Origin of the sequence: Sphingobium sp. SA916 (assembly GCF_002894065.1) — a bacterium.
GTDB lineage: Bacteria > Pseudomonadota > Alphaproteobacteria > Sphingomonadales > Sphingomonadaceae > Sphingobium > Sphingobium fuliginis.
The window spans coordinates 93,492-108,855 of the sequence record NZ_LXYF01000096.1 but is presented as its reverse complement, the minus strand read 5'-3'; the positions used below and the strand labels follow the sequence as shown (position 1 = coordinate 108,855).

Sequence of the window (15,364 nt, the reverse complement as noted above, 5' to 3'; positions counted from 1 at the left end):
TTCGAAGGATCTCCGATGAAAAGCCTGCTTCTCGCCGGCGCCGCACTTTCCGGCGCCGTCCTTCCATCCTTCGCCGCCGCGCAGGAGCTTGCCGCCGCCGACGATGCGGAAGCCGCCGGATCGGCCATCGTCGTCACCGGCACGCGCCGGGGCGGGGGACGGACGGTGGCGGACAGCCCCGTGCCCATCGACGTCATCAGTCCCCAGGAATTGCAGGCCACCGGCCGCACGGGCCTCAAGGAAGTGCTGGGCAACATCATCCCCTCCCTCACCATGCCGGCGCTGGGCGGCGGCGGCACCTCCGCCAGCGTGCGCCCCATCTCCATCCGGGGCCTGTCGGGCGACTATCTGCTGGTGCTGGTCAATGGCAAGCGGCGGCACACGACCGCGCTCATCAATAACCTTTCGCGCATATCGGGCGGTTCCACCCCCGTCGACATCGACCTCATCCCCACCAACGCCGTGGGCCGGATCGAGGTGCTGCGCGACGGCGCCGCCGCCCAATATGGGTCGGACGCGATTTCCGGCGTCATCAACATCCTGCTGGACGACGCGCCGGAGGGCGGCTCCTTCTCAGCCACCGCCGGGCAGCTTTACGAAAAGGGCGGCGCACTGGTGCAGCAGGGGCTAAGCTACGGCACCCGCATCGGCGGCGACGGCTTCGTCCGCATCGCCGTGGAGGGGAAGTATCACGACCGCGCCGACAGCTCCGCCGAACCTGTGCCCTATGTCTATCCTTTCGTGAACGGCGCCCCGGACCCGCGCGAGGCCCATGCGGATCATCTGATCGCGGGCGGCTATGGCCGGTCCAACCGGGACAAGATCGTCAACGGATCGGTCAACGCCGAACTGCCCCTCGGCGCGCTGACCGCCTACAGCTTTTCCACCCTCAGCTATCGCGACATCGATGACAAGCGCGGCGCGATCTTCCCGGCGACCACCGGCTATGGCGGGCAGGCGAATGTGCAGGGCCAGACATCCCTTCCCGGCCTCTATCCCTCCGGCTTCCAGGCGCGCCGGCGCATCGAGGAATGGGACTGGCAATCCGCCATCGGCCTGCGCGGCGATCTGACGGCAGGCTGGTCGTTCGACCTCTCCACCAGCTATGGGCGCGACCATGTGAAGCTGGGCGCCGAAGGCACTCTCAACCCTTCGCTCGGCCCGTCCAGCCCGACAAGCTTCTTCATGGGCAAGCAGATACAGGACCTCTGGGTCAACAATCTGGAATTCACCCGCGGCTACGACATAGGCACGGCCCGTCCGCTCGACGTGGCCATCGGGTTCGAGCATCGCTGGGAGAAGTTCCGCAACCGCGCGGGGGAGCCGGACAGCTACCGCGACGGCGGCTATGTGATCCCCGCCGACGGAACGCCCTTCGGCAACGCCTATGGCGGGCGGTCGCCATCGCCGGGACTGGTTTCCTTCACCGGAACCTCCCCGGCGGACGAGGCGACGCTCAGCCGCAACAACATCGCCGCCTATGTCGACCTGTCGACCGACCTGACGCCCGGCTGGTTCGTCGGCGTCGCCGGACGCTTCGAACATTATGACGACAGCGCGGGCGACACGGTGTCGGGCAAATTCTCGACCCGTTACGAATTCGCGCCCGGCCTTGCCGTCCGTGGCGGCGTCAACACCGGCTTCCGCGCTCCCTCGCTGGCGCAGGGCGGCTTTTCGACCACGCAGAACACGGCGACGATCATCGGCAATAACCGGGTCAGCACCACATCGAAATTCCTGCCGGTCGGCAGCATCGCCGCGCAGGCGCTGGGCGCCACCCCGCTCAAGCCGGAAAAGTCGCTCAACTACACGGCGGGCCTGTCCTTTGAGCGCGGACCGTTCCGCCTCACCGTCGACGCCTATCAGATCGCGGTGGACGACCGCATCGTCAAGACCGAATTCCTCGGCACGGCGGCCAATGGAGGCGCGGCCATCCGCGCCATCCTGGTCGCCAACGGCATCGACGATGTCGACAGCGCCCAATTCTTCGCCAACGCCATCGACACCCGCACGCGCGGCATCGACGTCGTGACGGAATATACGCTGCGCACCGGCGCGCTCGGCAGTTTCCGCCTGAACGCGGCCTACAGCTATAACCGCACGAAGATCACCCATGTCGTCGACACGCCGCCGGAACTCGCCTCGCTCAACGTCACCCTGTTCGGGCGCCAGGCGCAGCGCGACCTCGTCGCCGCGACCCCGCGCACGAAGCTGGTGCTGACGAACGACTGGTCGCTGGGCCGCCTGCATGCGCTGGCGCGGCTGACCCGCTTCGGCCGCTATGTGGAATCGAGCAATGTCGCGACCGGCGACCGGCGCTTCGGCGCGAAATGGATCGCGGACCTCGATGTCGGCTATGACATCAGCGATCGGCTGACGCTGTCGGTCGGCGCGAACAATCTGTTCGACGTCTATCCCGACCGCCATGGCGTGATCGCCTATGACGGATCGGGCGCCTACGGCAATTTCGCGCCGTTCGGGCTGAGCGGCGGCTTCTATTATGGGCGCGTTTCGGCGCGCTTCTGACCGCCGCCGCGCTGCGGGCTCAACTGCTGGTCCAGCCGCCGCCCAGCGCCCTGAACAGGTCGACCTGGGCGAAGGCCACCGCCCGGTTGGCGGTCGCCAGATCGCTCTCCGCCGCCGCCAGCGTCCGCTGCGCATCCAGCACGGTCAGGAAATCGATCTGCCCCTCCCGCTGCCGGGCAAGGCTGATGCGGGCCGCCCGCCCGGCAGCCTCCCGCGCGGCCTTCAGCGTATCGCGGCGCTCCAGCGCATGGGCATAGACGGACAGCGCCGTCTCGGTTTCCTCCAGCGCCTGCAGCACCGTGCCGTCGAACGCCGCGAGCGACCCGTCGGCATCGGCCCTTGCCGCCGCGATCCTTGCGCGATTGGCTTGGCTGTTGGGGAAGGCCCAGTTGATCAGCGGCCCCAGCAGCCAGCGGAACGGCCCGCCGCCGAAAATATCGCCGCCGCCCACCGCCGTCGTGCCGATCGATCCGCCCAGCGTGATGCGCGGATAAAGGTCCGCCGTCGCCACCCCGATCCGCGCCGTGTCGGCGGCCAACCGCTGCTCGGCGGCCCGCACGTCCGGACGCCGGGCCAGCAGGGCGCGCCCGTCCCCCACCGGTATGGGCTGGCTGAGGCCGGGCGTCGTCTTCTGGTCCTGCACGGGCGCGGGCAGCTCCTGCGGCGTGCGCCCCGTCAGCGTCGCCAGCCGGAACAGCGCGCTGTCCCGGTCGGCGATCAGGCTGGGGATGATCGCCGCCTGCTGGTCGCGCAGCGCCGTCACGCGGATCACGTCCAGCCGGTCCGACCGGCCCACCTCGAACCGCGCATTGGTGATGCGGATGCTGTTGTCGAGCAGCGCCACCGTCTGCCGCGCCACGGCGATCCGCTCCGCCGAACTGGTCGCGTCGACATAGGCGCGCACCGTGTCCGCGACCACCGCCACGCGCACCGCGTCGGCATCGGCCGACGCGGCGTTCACGTCGCCCTTCGCCGCCTCGATGCTGCGCTTCACCCGCCCGAACAGATCGACCTCATAGGCGACGTTCAACCCCGCATCGACGGTCCAGTTCTCGCGGTCGGCCCCCGGCAGCGTCTGCGCCGCCGACGCCCGGCCATAGCTGGGCGAACCGCTCAGGGTCGTCTGCGGCAGCCTGTCGGAACGGGCGCCGCGCAACTGGGCGCGGGCCTTTTCCAGCCGGGCGACGGCCACGCGGATGTCGCTATTGGCCTTCAGCGCGTCCTGCACCAGCCCGTCCAGCACCGGATCGCTGTAGAGCCGCCACCAATGCTCGTCGGCCTGCGCCGTGCTGACTGCTGTGCTGGCCGCCGGACCGGCCGCGCCGATAAAGGCCCCGGCAGCAGCGGTCGGGGTAGCCGGGGCCTTATAGTCCGGCCCTGCGGCGCAAGCGGTCAGGGCCGACGCGCCGAGCAGAAGGGGGAGGAGTGTCTTGATCATCATGCCGTTCCTTATTCGGCGGGTTGCAGCGCGGCGGGGGCCTGACCCTTGCCCTTGCGGGAAAAGCGGTCGCCCAATGCGCGGCACACGACATAGAAAGTGGGGGTGAAGAGCAGGCCGAACGCCGTCACGCCGGTCATCCCGAAGAAGACGGCCGTGCCCAAGGCCTGCCGCAGCTCCGCGCCCGCCCCGCTCGCGATCACCAGCGGCACCGCGCCCAGGATGAAGGCGAAGCTGGTCATCAGGATCGGACGCAGACGGGTCTGCGCTGCCTGAACGGCGGCATCCACCGGCGAAAGTCCCTGTTCCTCCTCCGCCTGCTTGGCGAACTCGACCACCAGGATCGCGTTCTTCGCCGCCAGGGCGATCAGCACGACCAGCCCGATCTGCGTCAGGATATTATTGTCCATGCCCCGCAAATTCACGCCCAGCATGGCCGCGAACAGGCACATCGGCACGATCAGGATGATCGACAGCGGCAGCGTCAGGCTTTCATATTGCGCCGCCAACACCAGGAAGACGAAGAACACCGCCATGGCGAAGACGACGCCCGCCGTATTGCCGGCGATCACCTGCTGATAGGCGACGCCCGTCCATTCCTTGCCATAACCGGCGGGCAGGGTGGAATCGGCCAGCTTCTCCATCGTCGTCAGCGACTGGCCCGAACTGTATCCGGGCGCGGTATCGCCGTCGATCTCCACCGCCGGCAGCAGGTTGTAGCGCACCACGCGATAGGGACCGGTCTTGTCCCTGAAGGTCGAGACGGAACCGATGGGCACCATCTGCCCGCTGTTCGACCGGGTCTTCAGATTGGCGATGTCCGCCACCGTGCCGCGATGGTCGGCATCGGCCTGTGCGGTCACGCGATAGGTGCGCCCCAGCAGGTTGAAGTCGTTGACGAAGGCGGAGCCCAGATAGACCTGCATCGCTTCGAACACGCGCTCCGGCGGCACGCCCAGCAGATCGGCCTTGCGCCGGTCCACATCGGCATAGACGCGGGGCGTGCCGACATCGAACAGCGTATAGACCATGTTGAGTCCGGGCGTCTGGTTCGCCTTGGCGATGAAGTCCTGGGCTTGCCTGTTCAGCCCGGCATAGCCATGATCCTCGCGGTCCTGCACCATCAGGCGGTATCCGCCCGCCGAACCGATGCCCTGGATGAGCGGCGGCGGCACGAGCAGGATGCGGGCCTTGTCATAACCGGCGACGGCCTTGTTCGCCTGCTCCATGATCCCGGCATAGGTGACGCCTTCTTGCCGACGCTCGGCGAAGGTCTTGAACGGGAAGTAGATGGCGGCGCTGTTGGGCGCCTGCGTCTGCGAAGGGCCATGGAAACCGGCGAACATCACCGCGCCGCGCAGCCCCTTGACCGGCAGGATCTTCGCCGCGACCTCCCGCGTCACCTTGTCGGTGCGTTCCAGCGACGCGCCGGAGGGGAGTTGCACGACTGCGAGGAAATAGCCCTGATCCTGCGCGGGGATGAAGCCGCCGGGCGTCACCCAGAACAGGGCGATGGTGGCGGCGATCAGCCCCGAATAGGTCAGCAGCATCTTCTTGGGCCGCGCGACGAGGAAGCGGGTGAGGCGGGCATAGCCAGCGCTCAGCCGGTCGAAGCCGCGATTGAAGCGGTCGGCCGCCTGCCCGGCCAATTGGCGCCAGCGCGGCGCATTGTCCAGATCATGCGCGCCATTTTGGGCATGGGGCTTCGACTTCAGCAACAGCGCCGCCGCCGCCGGAGACAGAGTGAGCGAGAGGATCAGCGAAATGATCGTCGCGGTCGAAATGGTGACGGCGAACTGCTGGTAGAAAGCGCCCGAAATGCCGGTGATGAACAAAGTCGGCACGAACACCGCGCACAGGACGAGGACGATGGCGATCAGCGCCGTGGACACCTCATCCATGGAGACGCGGGCGGCCTCCAGCGGCGACATGCCATGCTCGATATTGCGCTCGACATTCTCGACCACGACGATGGCGTCGTCGACGACGATGCCGATGGCCAGCACCAGCCCGAACAGCGACAGATTGTTCAGCGAATAGCCCAGCCCCGCCAGAATCGCCGCCGTGCCGATCAGCGAGACCGGAATGGCGATGATCGGGATGACCGCCGCGCGCCAGTTCTGGAGGAAGACCAGAATGACGAGCACGACCAGGATCACCGCTTCGAACAGCGTGTGATAGACGGCGTCGATGGACTGGGCGATGAATTCGGTCGGATTGTAGATGACGCTATATTCCAGCCCCTTGGGGAAGCGCTTGGAAAGCTGCTCCATCTCCGCCTTCACCTTCTCCGCCGCGTCCAGCGCGTTGGAGCCGGGGCGCTGCATCGTCGCGATGACGACGGTCGGCTTGTTCGACAGATAGGTGTTGATGCCATAATCCTGCGCGCCCAGCTCGACGCGGGCGACGTCGCCCACCCGGACCTGACGGCCGTCCGCATCGGTGCGGATGACGATGTCCGCGAACTGCTGCGGCTCGGTCAGGCGGCCCTGCATCTCGACGCCAAGCTGGAAGGCTTCACCGCGATCATAAGGGGGCTGGCCGATGGAACCGGCGGAAACCTGCACATTCTGGGCGCGCAGGGCCTGCACGATCTCGCCCGCCGTCAGGTTGAGCGCGGCGGCGCGGTCGGGGTCGATCCAGATGCGCATCGCATAGTCGCGCGATCCGAAAAGCTGCACGTCGCCCACGCCGTCCAGCCGCGCCAGCCGGTCGCGCACCTGCGTCAGCGCATAGTTGGAGATATAATCGCGGTCGAACGTCCCGTCCGGCGACTGGAGGTTCACGACCATCAGGAATTCCGGGGTGGTCTTGCGCGTGACGACGCCCAGCCGCTGTACCTCTTCGGGCAGGCGCGGGATGGCGACGGCGACGCGGTTCTGGACCAGCACCTGCGCAGCGTCCAGATCGGTGCCGACCTTGAAGGTGACGGTGATCGTGACCTTGCCGTCGCCGGTCGACTGGCTGCTTTGGTAGAGCATGTCGTCGACGCCGTTGATTTCCTGCTCGATCGGCGCGGCGACGGTGGACGCGACGGTTTCGGCGGACGCGCCGGGATATTGGGCGGAGACCGTGACCGTGGGCGGCACGATGTCGGGATATTGCGAGACGGGCAGACCGACAAAGGCGATCGCGCCGACCACGGTGATGATCACCGCGATCACGGCGGCAAAGATCGGCCGGTCGATGAAGAAACGGGAGAGGCGCATCGGACGAATTCCTCGATGGCGTGAAAAGGGGTTCGCGATCCGGGGAGCGCGCGTTTCAGCTTGATTTCCTACCTCTGCCTCCGTTCGCCCTGAGCTTGTCGAAGCCTGCCCTGAGCGCCTGCCTTGCAGGCAGTCGAAGGGGGCTTCACTTCTCTTCAAGGAAAAGTGCAGGGCTTCGACAGGTTCAGCCCGAACGGGGAGGGGTGATGCCTTAGCGAGCGAAGGTCGCCTGAGCCGCGATGGGAGCTGCGCTATCCACCGCCGCAACCGGCGCCGGAGCCGCCTTGATCGCCGCCGGCTTCGTCGCGACCTTCGCGCCCGGCATGGCCGCCTGAATGTTCGACACGATCACCCGGTCGCCGGGCGTCAGCCCCGCGCGGATGATGCGCAGCCCGTCCACCACCGGACCCAGCTCCACCGGCTTCGCCGCGACGCTGTCGTCCCGCCCGACCACCAGCACGGTCTTGCGCGCCTGATCGGACTGGATCGCCTCATCCGGCACCAGCAAGGCATTGACCTTGCCGCCATTGGCCAGCCGCATATTGCCGAACAGCCCCGGCGTCAGGAACATGTCCGGATTGTCGAACACGGCCCGCACCCGGATCGTCCCCGAACGCGGGTCAAGCCCGTTGTCGGTGAAGTCCAGCCGCCCCTTGTGCCGATAATCCGCTTCATCCTGCAACCGCACCTCGACCGCGCCGCCAGCGCCCCTGTCGCGCTGCGACTTCAGGTACAGCGCCTCGGACGCGTCGAAGTTGAAGTAAATGGGATCGAGCTTGTTGACCGTCGTCAGCAATGTCGCGCCCGCCCCCTCGCCCGCCGAGACGAGATTGCCGATATCGACCCGCCGGTCCGAAACCCGCCCCGAAATCGGCGCGCGGACCTGCGTGAACTCGACATCCAACGCCCGCTGCCGTTCCCGCGCCTGCGCCCCCGCCAGCGCGGCCTGCGCCGCCTGCAACCGCGACCGGAGCGAGTCCACTTCACTCGCGGAAACCGCCTCGTCCCCCGTCAGACGCTGGACGCGGCTATAATCGTTCTGCGCCAGCAGCAAGGCGCTGCGGGCGCTCGCCGTGCTGGCCTTCGCCTCCGCCAGAGCCGCCAGGAAAGGCCGCTGGTCGATGGTGAAGAGCAGTTGCCCCGCCTTCACATAATCGCCGTCCCTGAAGTGGATCGCCGTCACCGACCCCGACACGCGGGGACGAATCTCGACCGTCTGGCTGGGCGCGAAGCGTCCGACATAATCGTCCCACTGCGTCACCGCGCGGGTCAGCGGGGCGGAGACGCCCACGGTGACCAGCGGGGTGGCGGCGGCCTGCGCCTCGGGCCTGTCGATCAGCTTCCACGTCACGCCGCCCAGGATGGCGAGCGCGATCACGCCCAGCGAAACATGGCGCTTTCGCCAGCGGGCGAGGGGGGTGGCCGACCTGGTGTCGACGTCGATGGGGGTGTGCATGTTCATGGTGTCAGCTCCGGGAACCTTGGAAGCGCCGTTGCGCGCTGATGCTGGCCAGCAATGTTTCGAGCTGGCCCTCGTTGAATCCGGCCTTCAAAAAGGCCTTCAGGAAGGAAGGACGGACCGCATAGCCGCGATGCCAGGCGTCGACCGCCAGACGGCGCAGGCTCTCCAGCCGCGTGTTGGCAAGGCGCGGATTGGCCCGCTCCCCAAATATCCAGCTTTTCACCCGGTCCCAGCGGTCCGGCGCGCGCAGCGACGACAGGCCGTCCCCCCGCGCAAGCTGGATGATCTGCCATTCGACGGGCGCGAAACCGGCGTTCGCCGCCCTTTTGACGCCAATCGCTCCGCCATCTTCGGCCAGCGTGGCAAGTTGCAGAAATGCCATGGCAATTCCCCTGTGCATGACGCGCAACCGGGAATCGGGCCGACGCATCGTCGTCCGCTGCGAGCCATCCCGGCCGAACGTGGAAAAAAACCTCTCCGCCGCGCGACCGGCGGGCCGCGCGTCGAACAATGGAATGATGGTCAGGTCGCGCCGCCCTGTTGGGCTGGTCGCGTCAGGTCGTCAGCGACGACAGGGTTTGAGAAACGTCCGCATCATGTGACCCCTTTTGGAGAGCAGGTCTATTCAATACTGACTGGTATATAATGCGGTGCAGCAGCAGGGTCAACAGGCTTTTTATACCGTTTGGTAATTTTTCGGTATGGAATTCCGGAAAGCCCGGTTTTCCGTCACTTCCCCGGCCAGACGGCCAGCGTCGTCTCCACCAGTTGCTCCAGCAGTTCGCGCGACATCCCCGCGCTCGCATGCACGGCCATGCCCTGCACCACGGCGGTCAGATAGGTGGCCAGCGCCTTCGGCTCGATCGTGTCGGGAAAGTCGCCTTCCTCCCGCGCCCGTTCCAGCCGCGCCACCAGGGCCGCGTCGGAGGAGGCGCGGCGGGCGATGACCTCGTCGCGGATCGACTCGGCCTGCGTGGCGCAGGCGACCGCGCTGATCACGCCCAGGCAGCCATGCGGATCGGTCGTCCCGGTCTGGATCGCCAGCGACCCGCGCAGCAGCCGTTCGGCCACGCCCTTTGCGGTGGGTTCGTCCAGCGCGGACTTGATGTAGCACAGCTTGTCGCGCTCATAGAGGTCGAGCGCCTTGCGGAACAGCGATTCCTTGTTGCCGAAACAGGCGTAGAGGCTGGGCTTGGTGATGCCCATCGCCTCGGTCAGTTCCGCCATGGACGCGCCTTCATAGCCGCGCCGCCAAAAGACGGTCAGCGCGGCACTGAGCGCTTCTTCGGGATCGAACTCCCTCGGGCGTCCCCTCGCTGTCTGAGTCTGTGTTTCCATACCGAGCGGTATATAGTGAGAGTTGCGCCCATCGTCCAGACCCGGCTTCTACGGAGCGCCACTTTGCCCTATCAGCCGGAAAAAAGAGAGCAAAGCGCGCATGCAGACCCGCCTTCTTCAATATTTCCTGGCCCTGGAGAGGGAAGGGCATTTCGCCCGCGCCGCCGCCGCCTGCCATGTCTCGCAACCCACGCTCTCGGCCGGCATTTCCGCGCTGGAGGCGCAACTCGGCAAGCGCCTGATCCAGCGCAACCGCCGCTACGCCGGGCTGACCGAGGAGGGCCGGGCGATCCTCCCCTGGGCGCAGCAGCTTGTCGCGGCGGCGGACAATCTGATGCAGGCGGCGGCGGTCGCCAAGGGCCCCTTGCAGGGCGAATTGCGCCTGGGCGCGATCCCGGCCGCCATGCCCGCCGTCGGCCCGCTGGTGGAGGCGCTGCTGGAGCGGCATCCCGGCCTCAACATCTCGGTCCGGGCGCTGACCTCGCGCCAGATCGAGCGGGAACTCACCGCCTTCGAACTGGACGCGGGCCTTACCTATCTGGATTTCGAACCGCCCTCCCACATGCTGGCCGCCCCCCTTTATGTCGAGCGCTACATGCTGGTGGCGGCGCGGGGCGTGCTGGACGAAAAGCGCCCGCCGGACTGGGAGGATGTGGCCGCCCTGCCGCTGTGCCTGCTCCATCAGGGCATGCAGAACCGGCGCATATTGGACGCCCGGCTGGGCGAGCGTGGCCTCGCGCTGCGCCCGGTGGTGACGGCGGACAGCTATGTCGCCCTGTTCGCGCTGGTGCGGCAGGGGCGGCTCTGCTCCATCGTGCCGGACAGCCATGCGATGCTGCTCGACGGTCTGGACTGGGTGCGCACCTTCGCGCTGCCGGACGCGGAGGAGGGGAGCCGGATCGGCGTGATCGTTTCCGACCGCGCCCCGCTGGGCCCGCTGGCGCAAGCGGTCCTGACCGTGGCGCGGGATATTTCAGGACGGAGCGAGGCGGTTTAAGGAGCGCCCCCACTCCCCGTCATGCTGAACTCCTTTCAGCATCCATTGGGCCTCCCAAGCGGAGCGTTCTGAAAGGCCCCGCCCTGAACCTCAAGTGGACGCATCTCACTGAGGCGATGGGTAAAAGGACTATCCTCTCTCCTCCTCCCTTTCCCCCAACACAATCGCATCGATCCGCCGCAACATGGCGACGAACGCCTCCACCTCCTCCGCACTGAAATGCGAGAATATCCCGCTCTCCAGCTCCAGCGCCCTGGGCGCGATGGCCCCATGCAACCGCCGCCCTTCCTCCGTCAGCGCCAGCAGATGCGACCGCCGGTCCTCCGCATTGGGCAGGCGCTGAACAATCCCCCGCCCGGTCAACGCAATCGCCGCCCGGCTGACCGTCACCTTGTCCATGCGGCTCCGGGCGCAGATCTGCTGCTGCGTAACGCCGCCAAGCTCCGCCACCCAGGCGATGACCCGCCATTCCGCAATGCTGATCCCGAACAGCCTCTCATAACTTTGCGCGATGGTGTCGCTCAGCAACGCCGCCGTGAAGGACAGGCGATAGGGAATGAACTGATCGAGGCGCAGCGTCTTGGCGGTCATCCGCAACTGGTAACATTTGATACTTCATCGGCAAAGCGCTATGATGGTAACAATTGATACCATAGGAGTCGCGCCGAAATGGGAGAGAGCAGGCCATCCGCAGCCGCCATGCTGACAGGCTTCGGCAATCATTTCGCGACGGAGGCGGCGCCCGGCGCCCTACCGGTGGGCCGCAACTCCCCGCAACACGCCCCCTATGGCCTTTACGCCGAACAACTGTCCGGCACCGCCTTCACCGCGCCCCGTTCGGAAAACCGGCGAAGCTGGCTCTATCGCCTGCGCCCAGCGGCCAATCACCCGCCCTACCGCCCCTATGAGGCCGAAACCCTCCTGCGCAGCGGCCCCTTCGACGAAGCCCCCCCGACGCCCAACCGCCTGCGCTGGGACCCCCTGCCGCTCCCCGAAAGACCGGTGGATTTCCTCGACGGCCTCATCAGCTATTGCGGCGCGGGCGACCCGGCGGCGGGCGAGGGCCTGGCCGTCCACCTCTACGCCGCCAACCGCCCGATGGAAAAGCGCGCCTTCACCAATGCCGACGGCGAAATGCTGATCGTGCCGCAGCAGGGCAGGCTGCGCCTCACCACCGAAATGGGCGTGATGGACGTCGCGCCGGAACAGATCGCGCTGATCCCCCGCGGCGTGCGGTTCAGGGTGGACCTGCCCGACGGAACGGCGCGGGGCTATGTCTGCGAAAATTACGGGGCCTTGTTCCGCCTTCCCGACCTCGGCCCCATCGGCGCCAACGGCCTCGCCAACGCCCGCGATTTCGAAACCCCCGCCGCCTGGTTCGAGGATGACGACAGCCCCCACGAAATCGTCCAGAAATTCGCCGGCCGGTTATGGACGACGACGCAGGACCATTCCCCCTTCGACGTGGCGGCCTGGCACGGCAATCTCGCGCCCTGCCGCTACGATCTGCGCCGGTTCAACACGATGAACACGGTCAGCTACGACCATCCCGATCCGTCGATCTTCACCGTGCTGACCTCCCCCAGCGACCGGGCGGGAACCGCCAATTGCGACTTCGTGATCTTCCCGCCGCGCTGGATGGTGGCGGAGGACACATTCCGCCCGCCATGGTTTCACCGCAATGTGATGAGCGAATTCATGGGCCTGATCCACGGCGTCTATGATGCCAAGGCAGGCGGCTTCGCGCCCGGCGGCGCGTCGCTGCACAATTGCATGGCGGGCCACGGACCGGACAAGGCCAGCTATGAAGGCGCGCTGGCCGCCGAGTTGAAACCGCACCGGATCAGCGACACCATGGCCTTCATGTTCGAAAGCCGCTTCGCCTTTCGCCCGACCCGCTTCGCGATGGAAACGCCGCTGGGCCAGTTGGATTATGACGATTGCTGGTCCGGCTTCACCAAGGCGCAATTGCCGCAAGGGGCCGGTTCAAGAGAAGAGGAGGGGGCATGAGCTTCCCGCAGATCGACGAAACCCATAATCCCACCCGGTCGAGCTGGGTCGAGGGAGCCGATGGCCATCCCGACTTCCCGGTCCAGAACCTGCCCTACGGCATTTTCTCGCTCCCCGGCGGCGCGGCGCGGGCGGGCGTCGCGATAGGGGAGCGGATTTTCGACCTGCGCGCCGCCGCCGAAGCGGGCCTGCTTCCCGCCGCGGCCGCCGCCGTCCTGCACGGAACCACCCTCAACGCCCTGATGGCGCTCCCGGCGGCGGACCGGCTGGCGCTGCGCCGCTGGCTCAGCGCCCTCTTCAGCGATGAAGGACAGCGCCACGCCGTCGAACCCCTGCTGCACCGGGCGGCGGATTGCGCGCTGCACCTGCCCGCCGCGATAGGCGATTATACCGACTTCTATGTCGGCATTCACCACGCCACCAATATCGGCAAGCTGTTCCGCCCCGACAATCCGCTGCTGCCCAATTATAAATATGTCCCCATCGGCTATCATGGACGGGCATCCTCCATCCGGCCGTCAGGCGTGCCGGTGATCCGCCCGCAGGGCCAGCGCAAGGCCCCCGATGCCGATGCTCCGGTGGTGGGGCCCAGCCAACGACTGGATTATGAGCTGGAACTGGGCATCTGGATCGGCGCGGGCAATGCGCTGGGGGAGCCTGTGCCGATTGCCGAGGCGGCGAACCATATAGCGGGCTTCTGCCTGCTCAACGACTGGTCGGCGCGCGACTTCCAGGCATGGGAATATGTGCCCCTGGGCCCGTTCCTGGCCAAGAATTTCCAGTCCACCATCTCCCCCTGGGTCGTGACGGCGGAGGCCATGGCCCCCTTCCGCATCGCCCAGCCTCCAAGGCCGCAGGGCGACCCGCAACCCTTGCCCTATTTGTGGGACGAACAGGATCAGGCCCATGGCGCACTGTCCGTCGATCTGGAGGTCCATCTGTCGAGCGCAAACATGCGGGCGCAGGGCCTCGCGCCCGTGCGCCTCTCGCGCGGCCCCGCTTCCTCCATGTACTGGACCGCGCAGCAGATCGTCGCCCATCATGCGTCCAACGGCTGCAACCTCAATCCCGGCGACCTGCTGGGGACGGGCACGCTCTCCGGCCCGACGCCGGACAGCTATGGCAGCCTCATGGAACTGACCGAGGGCGGCAAGACGAAGATCCTCCTGCCGACCGGTGAGGAACGCGCCTTTTTGCAGGATGGCGACGAACTGGCGCTGAAGGCGGTGGCGCGGGCGGACGGCTATGTCCACATCGGCTTCGGGGAATGCCGCGCCCTGATCGAGCCGGCGCGATGAGCGCGCTCACCCTCCACGGCTATTGGCGTTCGACCAGCTCCTATCGCGTGCGGATCGCGCTGAACCTGAAGGGCGTGGCCTATGATCAGGTCACGCACGACCTGCGCACCGGCGCGCAGCGGGAACCGGACTATCGCGCCCTGTCCCCGCAAGGGCTGGTCCCCGCCGTGGAGACGCAGGATTTTGCGTTCACGCAAAGCCCCGCCATTCTGGAGTGGATCGAGGAACGCTGGCCGCAACCGCCCCTGCTGCCGCCCGATGCGGAGGGGCGGGCAATCGTGCGCTCCATGGCGGCGCTGATCGGCTGCGACATCCACCCGCTCAACAATCTGCGCGTCCTTCAGGCGCTGAAGCAGGACTTCGGCGCTGACCAGCCCGCCCTCGACACATGGATCGCCCGCTGGATCACGGACGGCTTCGCCGCGCTGGAGGCATGGGTGACGCGCCATGGCCGGGGTTTCGCCTTTGGCGACCGGCCGGGGCTGGCGGACTGCTATCTGGTGCCGCAACTCTATTCGGCGGAGCGCTTCCATGTCGACCTGTCCGCCTTTCCCGCCCTCGTCGCGGCGGGGGAAAAGGCGCGGGCGCTGGACGCCTTCGCAATGGCCCATCCGTCCGTCCAGGCCGACGCCGATCCATGAGCGAGGACGAACGGCTGACCGCGACCCCGCCGGGCGTGGCCCTGGCTCCGCTCGACAGCATAGCGGACGGCAAGGCGCGCAATTTCGTGATCCAGATGCGCAAGGGCCGCTTCCACGGCTTCGTCCTGCGCATCGGGAACGAAGTCCGCGGTTATGTCGACCGCTGCCCCCATATGGGCCTGCCTCTGGCGCAGAAGCTGGACGATTATCTGACGCCGGACGGCGCCCTGATCGCCTGTAGCTGGCACGGCGCCCTCTTCGCGCCATCCGACGGCGCATGCCGGGGCGGTCCCTGCGCCGGGGCAGCACTGACCCCTTGGCCCGTGACGGTCGAAGACGGAATGATCGTGACGGCGGTTTGATAGATAATCTCTATCAAACATGATCGTCTTCGATTTGACGCCACTCCCGCCAGAGCGCAGCATGGCGCGCAGGAAAGGGCGGA

At 67.1% G+C, this 15,364-nt stretch carries 12 protein-coding genes; 6 read left to right on the top strand and 6 right to left on the bottom strand.

Annotated features, from left to right (window positions below; genetic code table 11):
- Positions 1-15 precede the first annotated feature (15 nt).
- Positions 16-2,526, top strand: coding sequence for a TonB-dependent siderophore receptor (locus tag A8G00_RS23600; protein WP_103001858.1), 2,511 nt, complete (start codon positions 16-18; stop codon positions 2,524-2,526).
- Between the two features lie 19 nt (positions 2,527-2,545).
- Here the strand turns inward: A8G00_RS23600 and A8G00_RS23595 are convergent, their stop codons facing one another.
- The 5 genes from A8G00_RS23595 to A8G00_RS23575 form a co-directional block, all read right to left on the bottom strand.
- Complete coding sequence (locus A8G00_RS23595; RefSeq protein WP_103001872.1) at positions 2,546-3,964, bottom strand: efflux transporter outer membrane subunit; 1,419 nt, start codon at positions 3,962-3,964, stop codon at positions 2,546-2,548.
- 11 nt (positions 3,965-3,975) lie between these two features.
- The gene (locus tag A8G00_RS23590) at positions 3,976-7,173 is read right to left on the bottom strand and encodes an efflux RND transporter permease subunit (RefSeq protein WP_103001857.1); all 3,198 of its coding nucleotides are present in this window, start codon (positions 7,171-7,173) and stop codon (positions 3,976-3,978) included.
- Between the two features lie 211 nt (positions 7,174-7,384).
- Positions 7,385-8,635 carry an efflux RND transporter periplasmic adaptor subunit gene (locus tag A8G00_RS23585; protein WP_103001856.1) on the bottom strand — a complete coding sequence of 417 codons (1,251 nt, stop codon included), beginning with the start codon at positions 8,633-8,635 and terminating at the stop codon, positions 7,385-7,387.
- 4 nt (positions 8,636-8,639) lie between these two features.
- Positions 8,640-9,017: a hypothetical protein gene (locus A8G00_RS23580; protein WP_048576882.1), complete on the bottom strand. Its 378-nt coding sequence runs from the start codon at positions 9,015-9,017 to the stop codon at positions 8,640-8,642.
- Positions 9,018-9,364: 347 nt separating this feature from the next.
- Positions 9,365-9,973, bottom strand: coding sequence for a TetR/AcrR family transcriptional regulator (locus A8G00_RS23575; RefSeq protein WP_025549485.1), 609 nt, complete (start codon positions 9,971-9,973; stop codon positions 9,365-9,367).
- A gap of 100 nt (positions 9,974-10,073) precedes the next feature.
- Here A8G00_RS23575 and A8G00_RS23570 point away from each other — a divergent pair, with 100 nt between their 5' ends.
- The gene (locus A8G00_RS23570) at positions 10,074-10,970 is read left to right on the top strand and encodes a LysR family transcriptional regulator (RefSeq protein ID WP_103001855.1); all 897 of its coding nucleotides are present in this window, start codon (positions 10,074-10,076) and stop codon (positions 10,968-10,970) included.
- A 129-nt stretch (positions 10,971-11,099) separates the two neighbouring features.
- On the opposite strand, the gene A8G00_RS23565 is transcribed toward A8G00_RS23570, so the two are convergent.
- Positions 11,100-11,561 carry a MarR family winged helix-turn-helix transcriptional regulator gene (locus A8G00_RS23565; RefSeq protein ID WP_103001854.1) on the bottom strand — a complete coding sequence of 154 codons (462 nt, stop codon included), beginning with the start codon at positions 11,559-11,561 and terminating at the stop codon, positions 11,100-11,102.
- 108 nt (positions 11,562-11,669) lie between these two features.
- On the opposite strand from A8G00_RS23565, the gene hmgA reads away from it, so the two are divergent.
- Genes hmgA through A8G00_RS23545 form a run of 4 tightly spaced genes read left to right on the top strand, consistent with a single transcriptional unit; the run spans position 11,670 to position 15,281 of the window.
- Entirely contained in the window at positions 11,670-12,980 is a 1,311-nt protein-coding gene (hmgA, locus tag A8G00_RS23560; protein WP_103001853.1) for a homogentisate 1,2-dioxygenase, read from the top strand.
- The gene (gene fahA / locus A8G00_RS23555) at positions 12,977-14,278 is read left to right on the top strand and encodes a fumarylacetoacetase (protein ID WP_103001852.1); all 1,302 of its coding nucleotides are present in this window, start codon (positions 12,977-12,979) and stop codon (positions 14,276-14,278) included. Before hmgA ends, fahA begins: the two co-directional genes overlap by 4 nt.
- Positions 14,275-14,919 (top strand): maleylacetoacetate isomerase, encoded by a 645-nt coding sequence (gene maiA / locus A8G00_RS23550; RefSeq protein ID WP_103001851.1) that lies wholly within the window; start codon positions 14,275-14,277, stop codon positions 14,917-14,919. Before fahA ends, maiA begins: the two co-directional genes overlap by 4 nt.
- Positions 14,916-15,281 carry a Rieske (2Fe-2S) protein gene (locus A8G00_RS23545; RefSeq protein WP_099186540.1) on the top strand — a complete coding sequence of 122 codons (366 nt, stop codon included), beginning with the start codon at positions 14,916-14,918 and terminating at the stop codon, positions 15,279-15,281. Before maiA ends, A8G00_RS23545 begins: the two co-directional genes overlap by 4 nt.
- Positions 15,282-15,364: the final 83 nt, after the last annotated feature.

What these genes read in the sequence shown, in the direction of transcription:
- A8G00_RS23590 (WP_103001857.1), bottom strand. Translation starts at nt 7,173, where the DNA reads ATGCGCCTCTCCCGTTTCTTCATCGACCGGCCGATCTTTGCCGCCGTG.
- A8G00_RS23545 (WP_099186540.1), top strand. Translation starts at nt 14,916, where the DNA reads ATGAGCGAGGACGAACGGCTGACCGCGACCCCGCCGGGCGTGGCCCTG.
- A8G00_RS23570 (WP_103001855.1), top strand. Translation starts at nt 10,074, where the DNA reads ATGCAGACCCGCCTTCTTCAATATTTCCTGGCCCTGGAGAGGGAAGGG.
- A8G00_RS23580 (WP_048576882.1), bottom strand. Translation starts at nt 9,017, where the DNA reads ATGGCATTTCTGCAACTTGCCACGCTGGCCGAAGATGGCGGAGCGATT.
- fahA (WP_103001852.1), top strand. Translation starts at nt 12,977, where the DNA reads ATGAGCTTCCCGCAGATCGACGAAACCCATAATCCCACCCGGTCGAGC.
- A8G00_RS23565 (WP_103001854.1), bottom strand. Translation starts at nt 11,561, where the DNA reads ATGACCGCCAAGACGCTGCGCCTCGATCAGTTCATTCCCTATCGCCTG.
- A8G00_RS23595 (WP_103001872.1), bottom strand. Translation starts at nt 3,964, where the DNA reads ATGATCAAGACACTCCTCCCCCTTCTGCTCGGCGCGTCGGCCCTGACC.
- hmgA (WP_103001853.1), top strand. Translation starts at nt 11,670, where the DNA reads ATGCTGACAGGCTTCGGCAATCATTTCGCGACGGAGGCGGCGCCCGGC.
- maiA (WP_103001851.1), top strand. Translation starts at nt 14,275, where the DNA reads ATGAGCGCGCTCACCCTCCACGGCTATTGGCGTTCGACCAGCTCCTAT.
- A8G00_RS23575 (WP_025549485.1), bottom strand. Translation starts at nt 9,973, where the DNA reads ATGGAAACACAGACTCAGACAGCGAGGGGACGCCCGAGGGAGTTCGAT.
- A8G00_RS23600 (WP_103001858.1), top strand. Translation starts at nt 16, where the DNA reads ATGAAAAGCCTGCTTCTCGCCGGCGCCGCACTTTCCGGCGCCGTCCTT.
- A8G00_RS23585 (WP_103001856.1), bottom strand. Translation starts at nt 8,635, where the DNA reads ATGAACATGCACACCCCCATCGACGTCGACACCAGGTCGGCCACCCCC.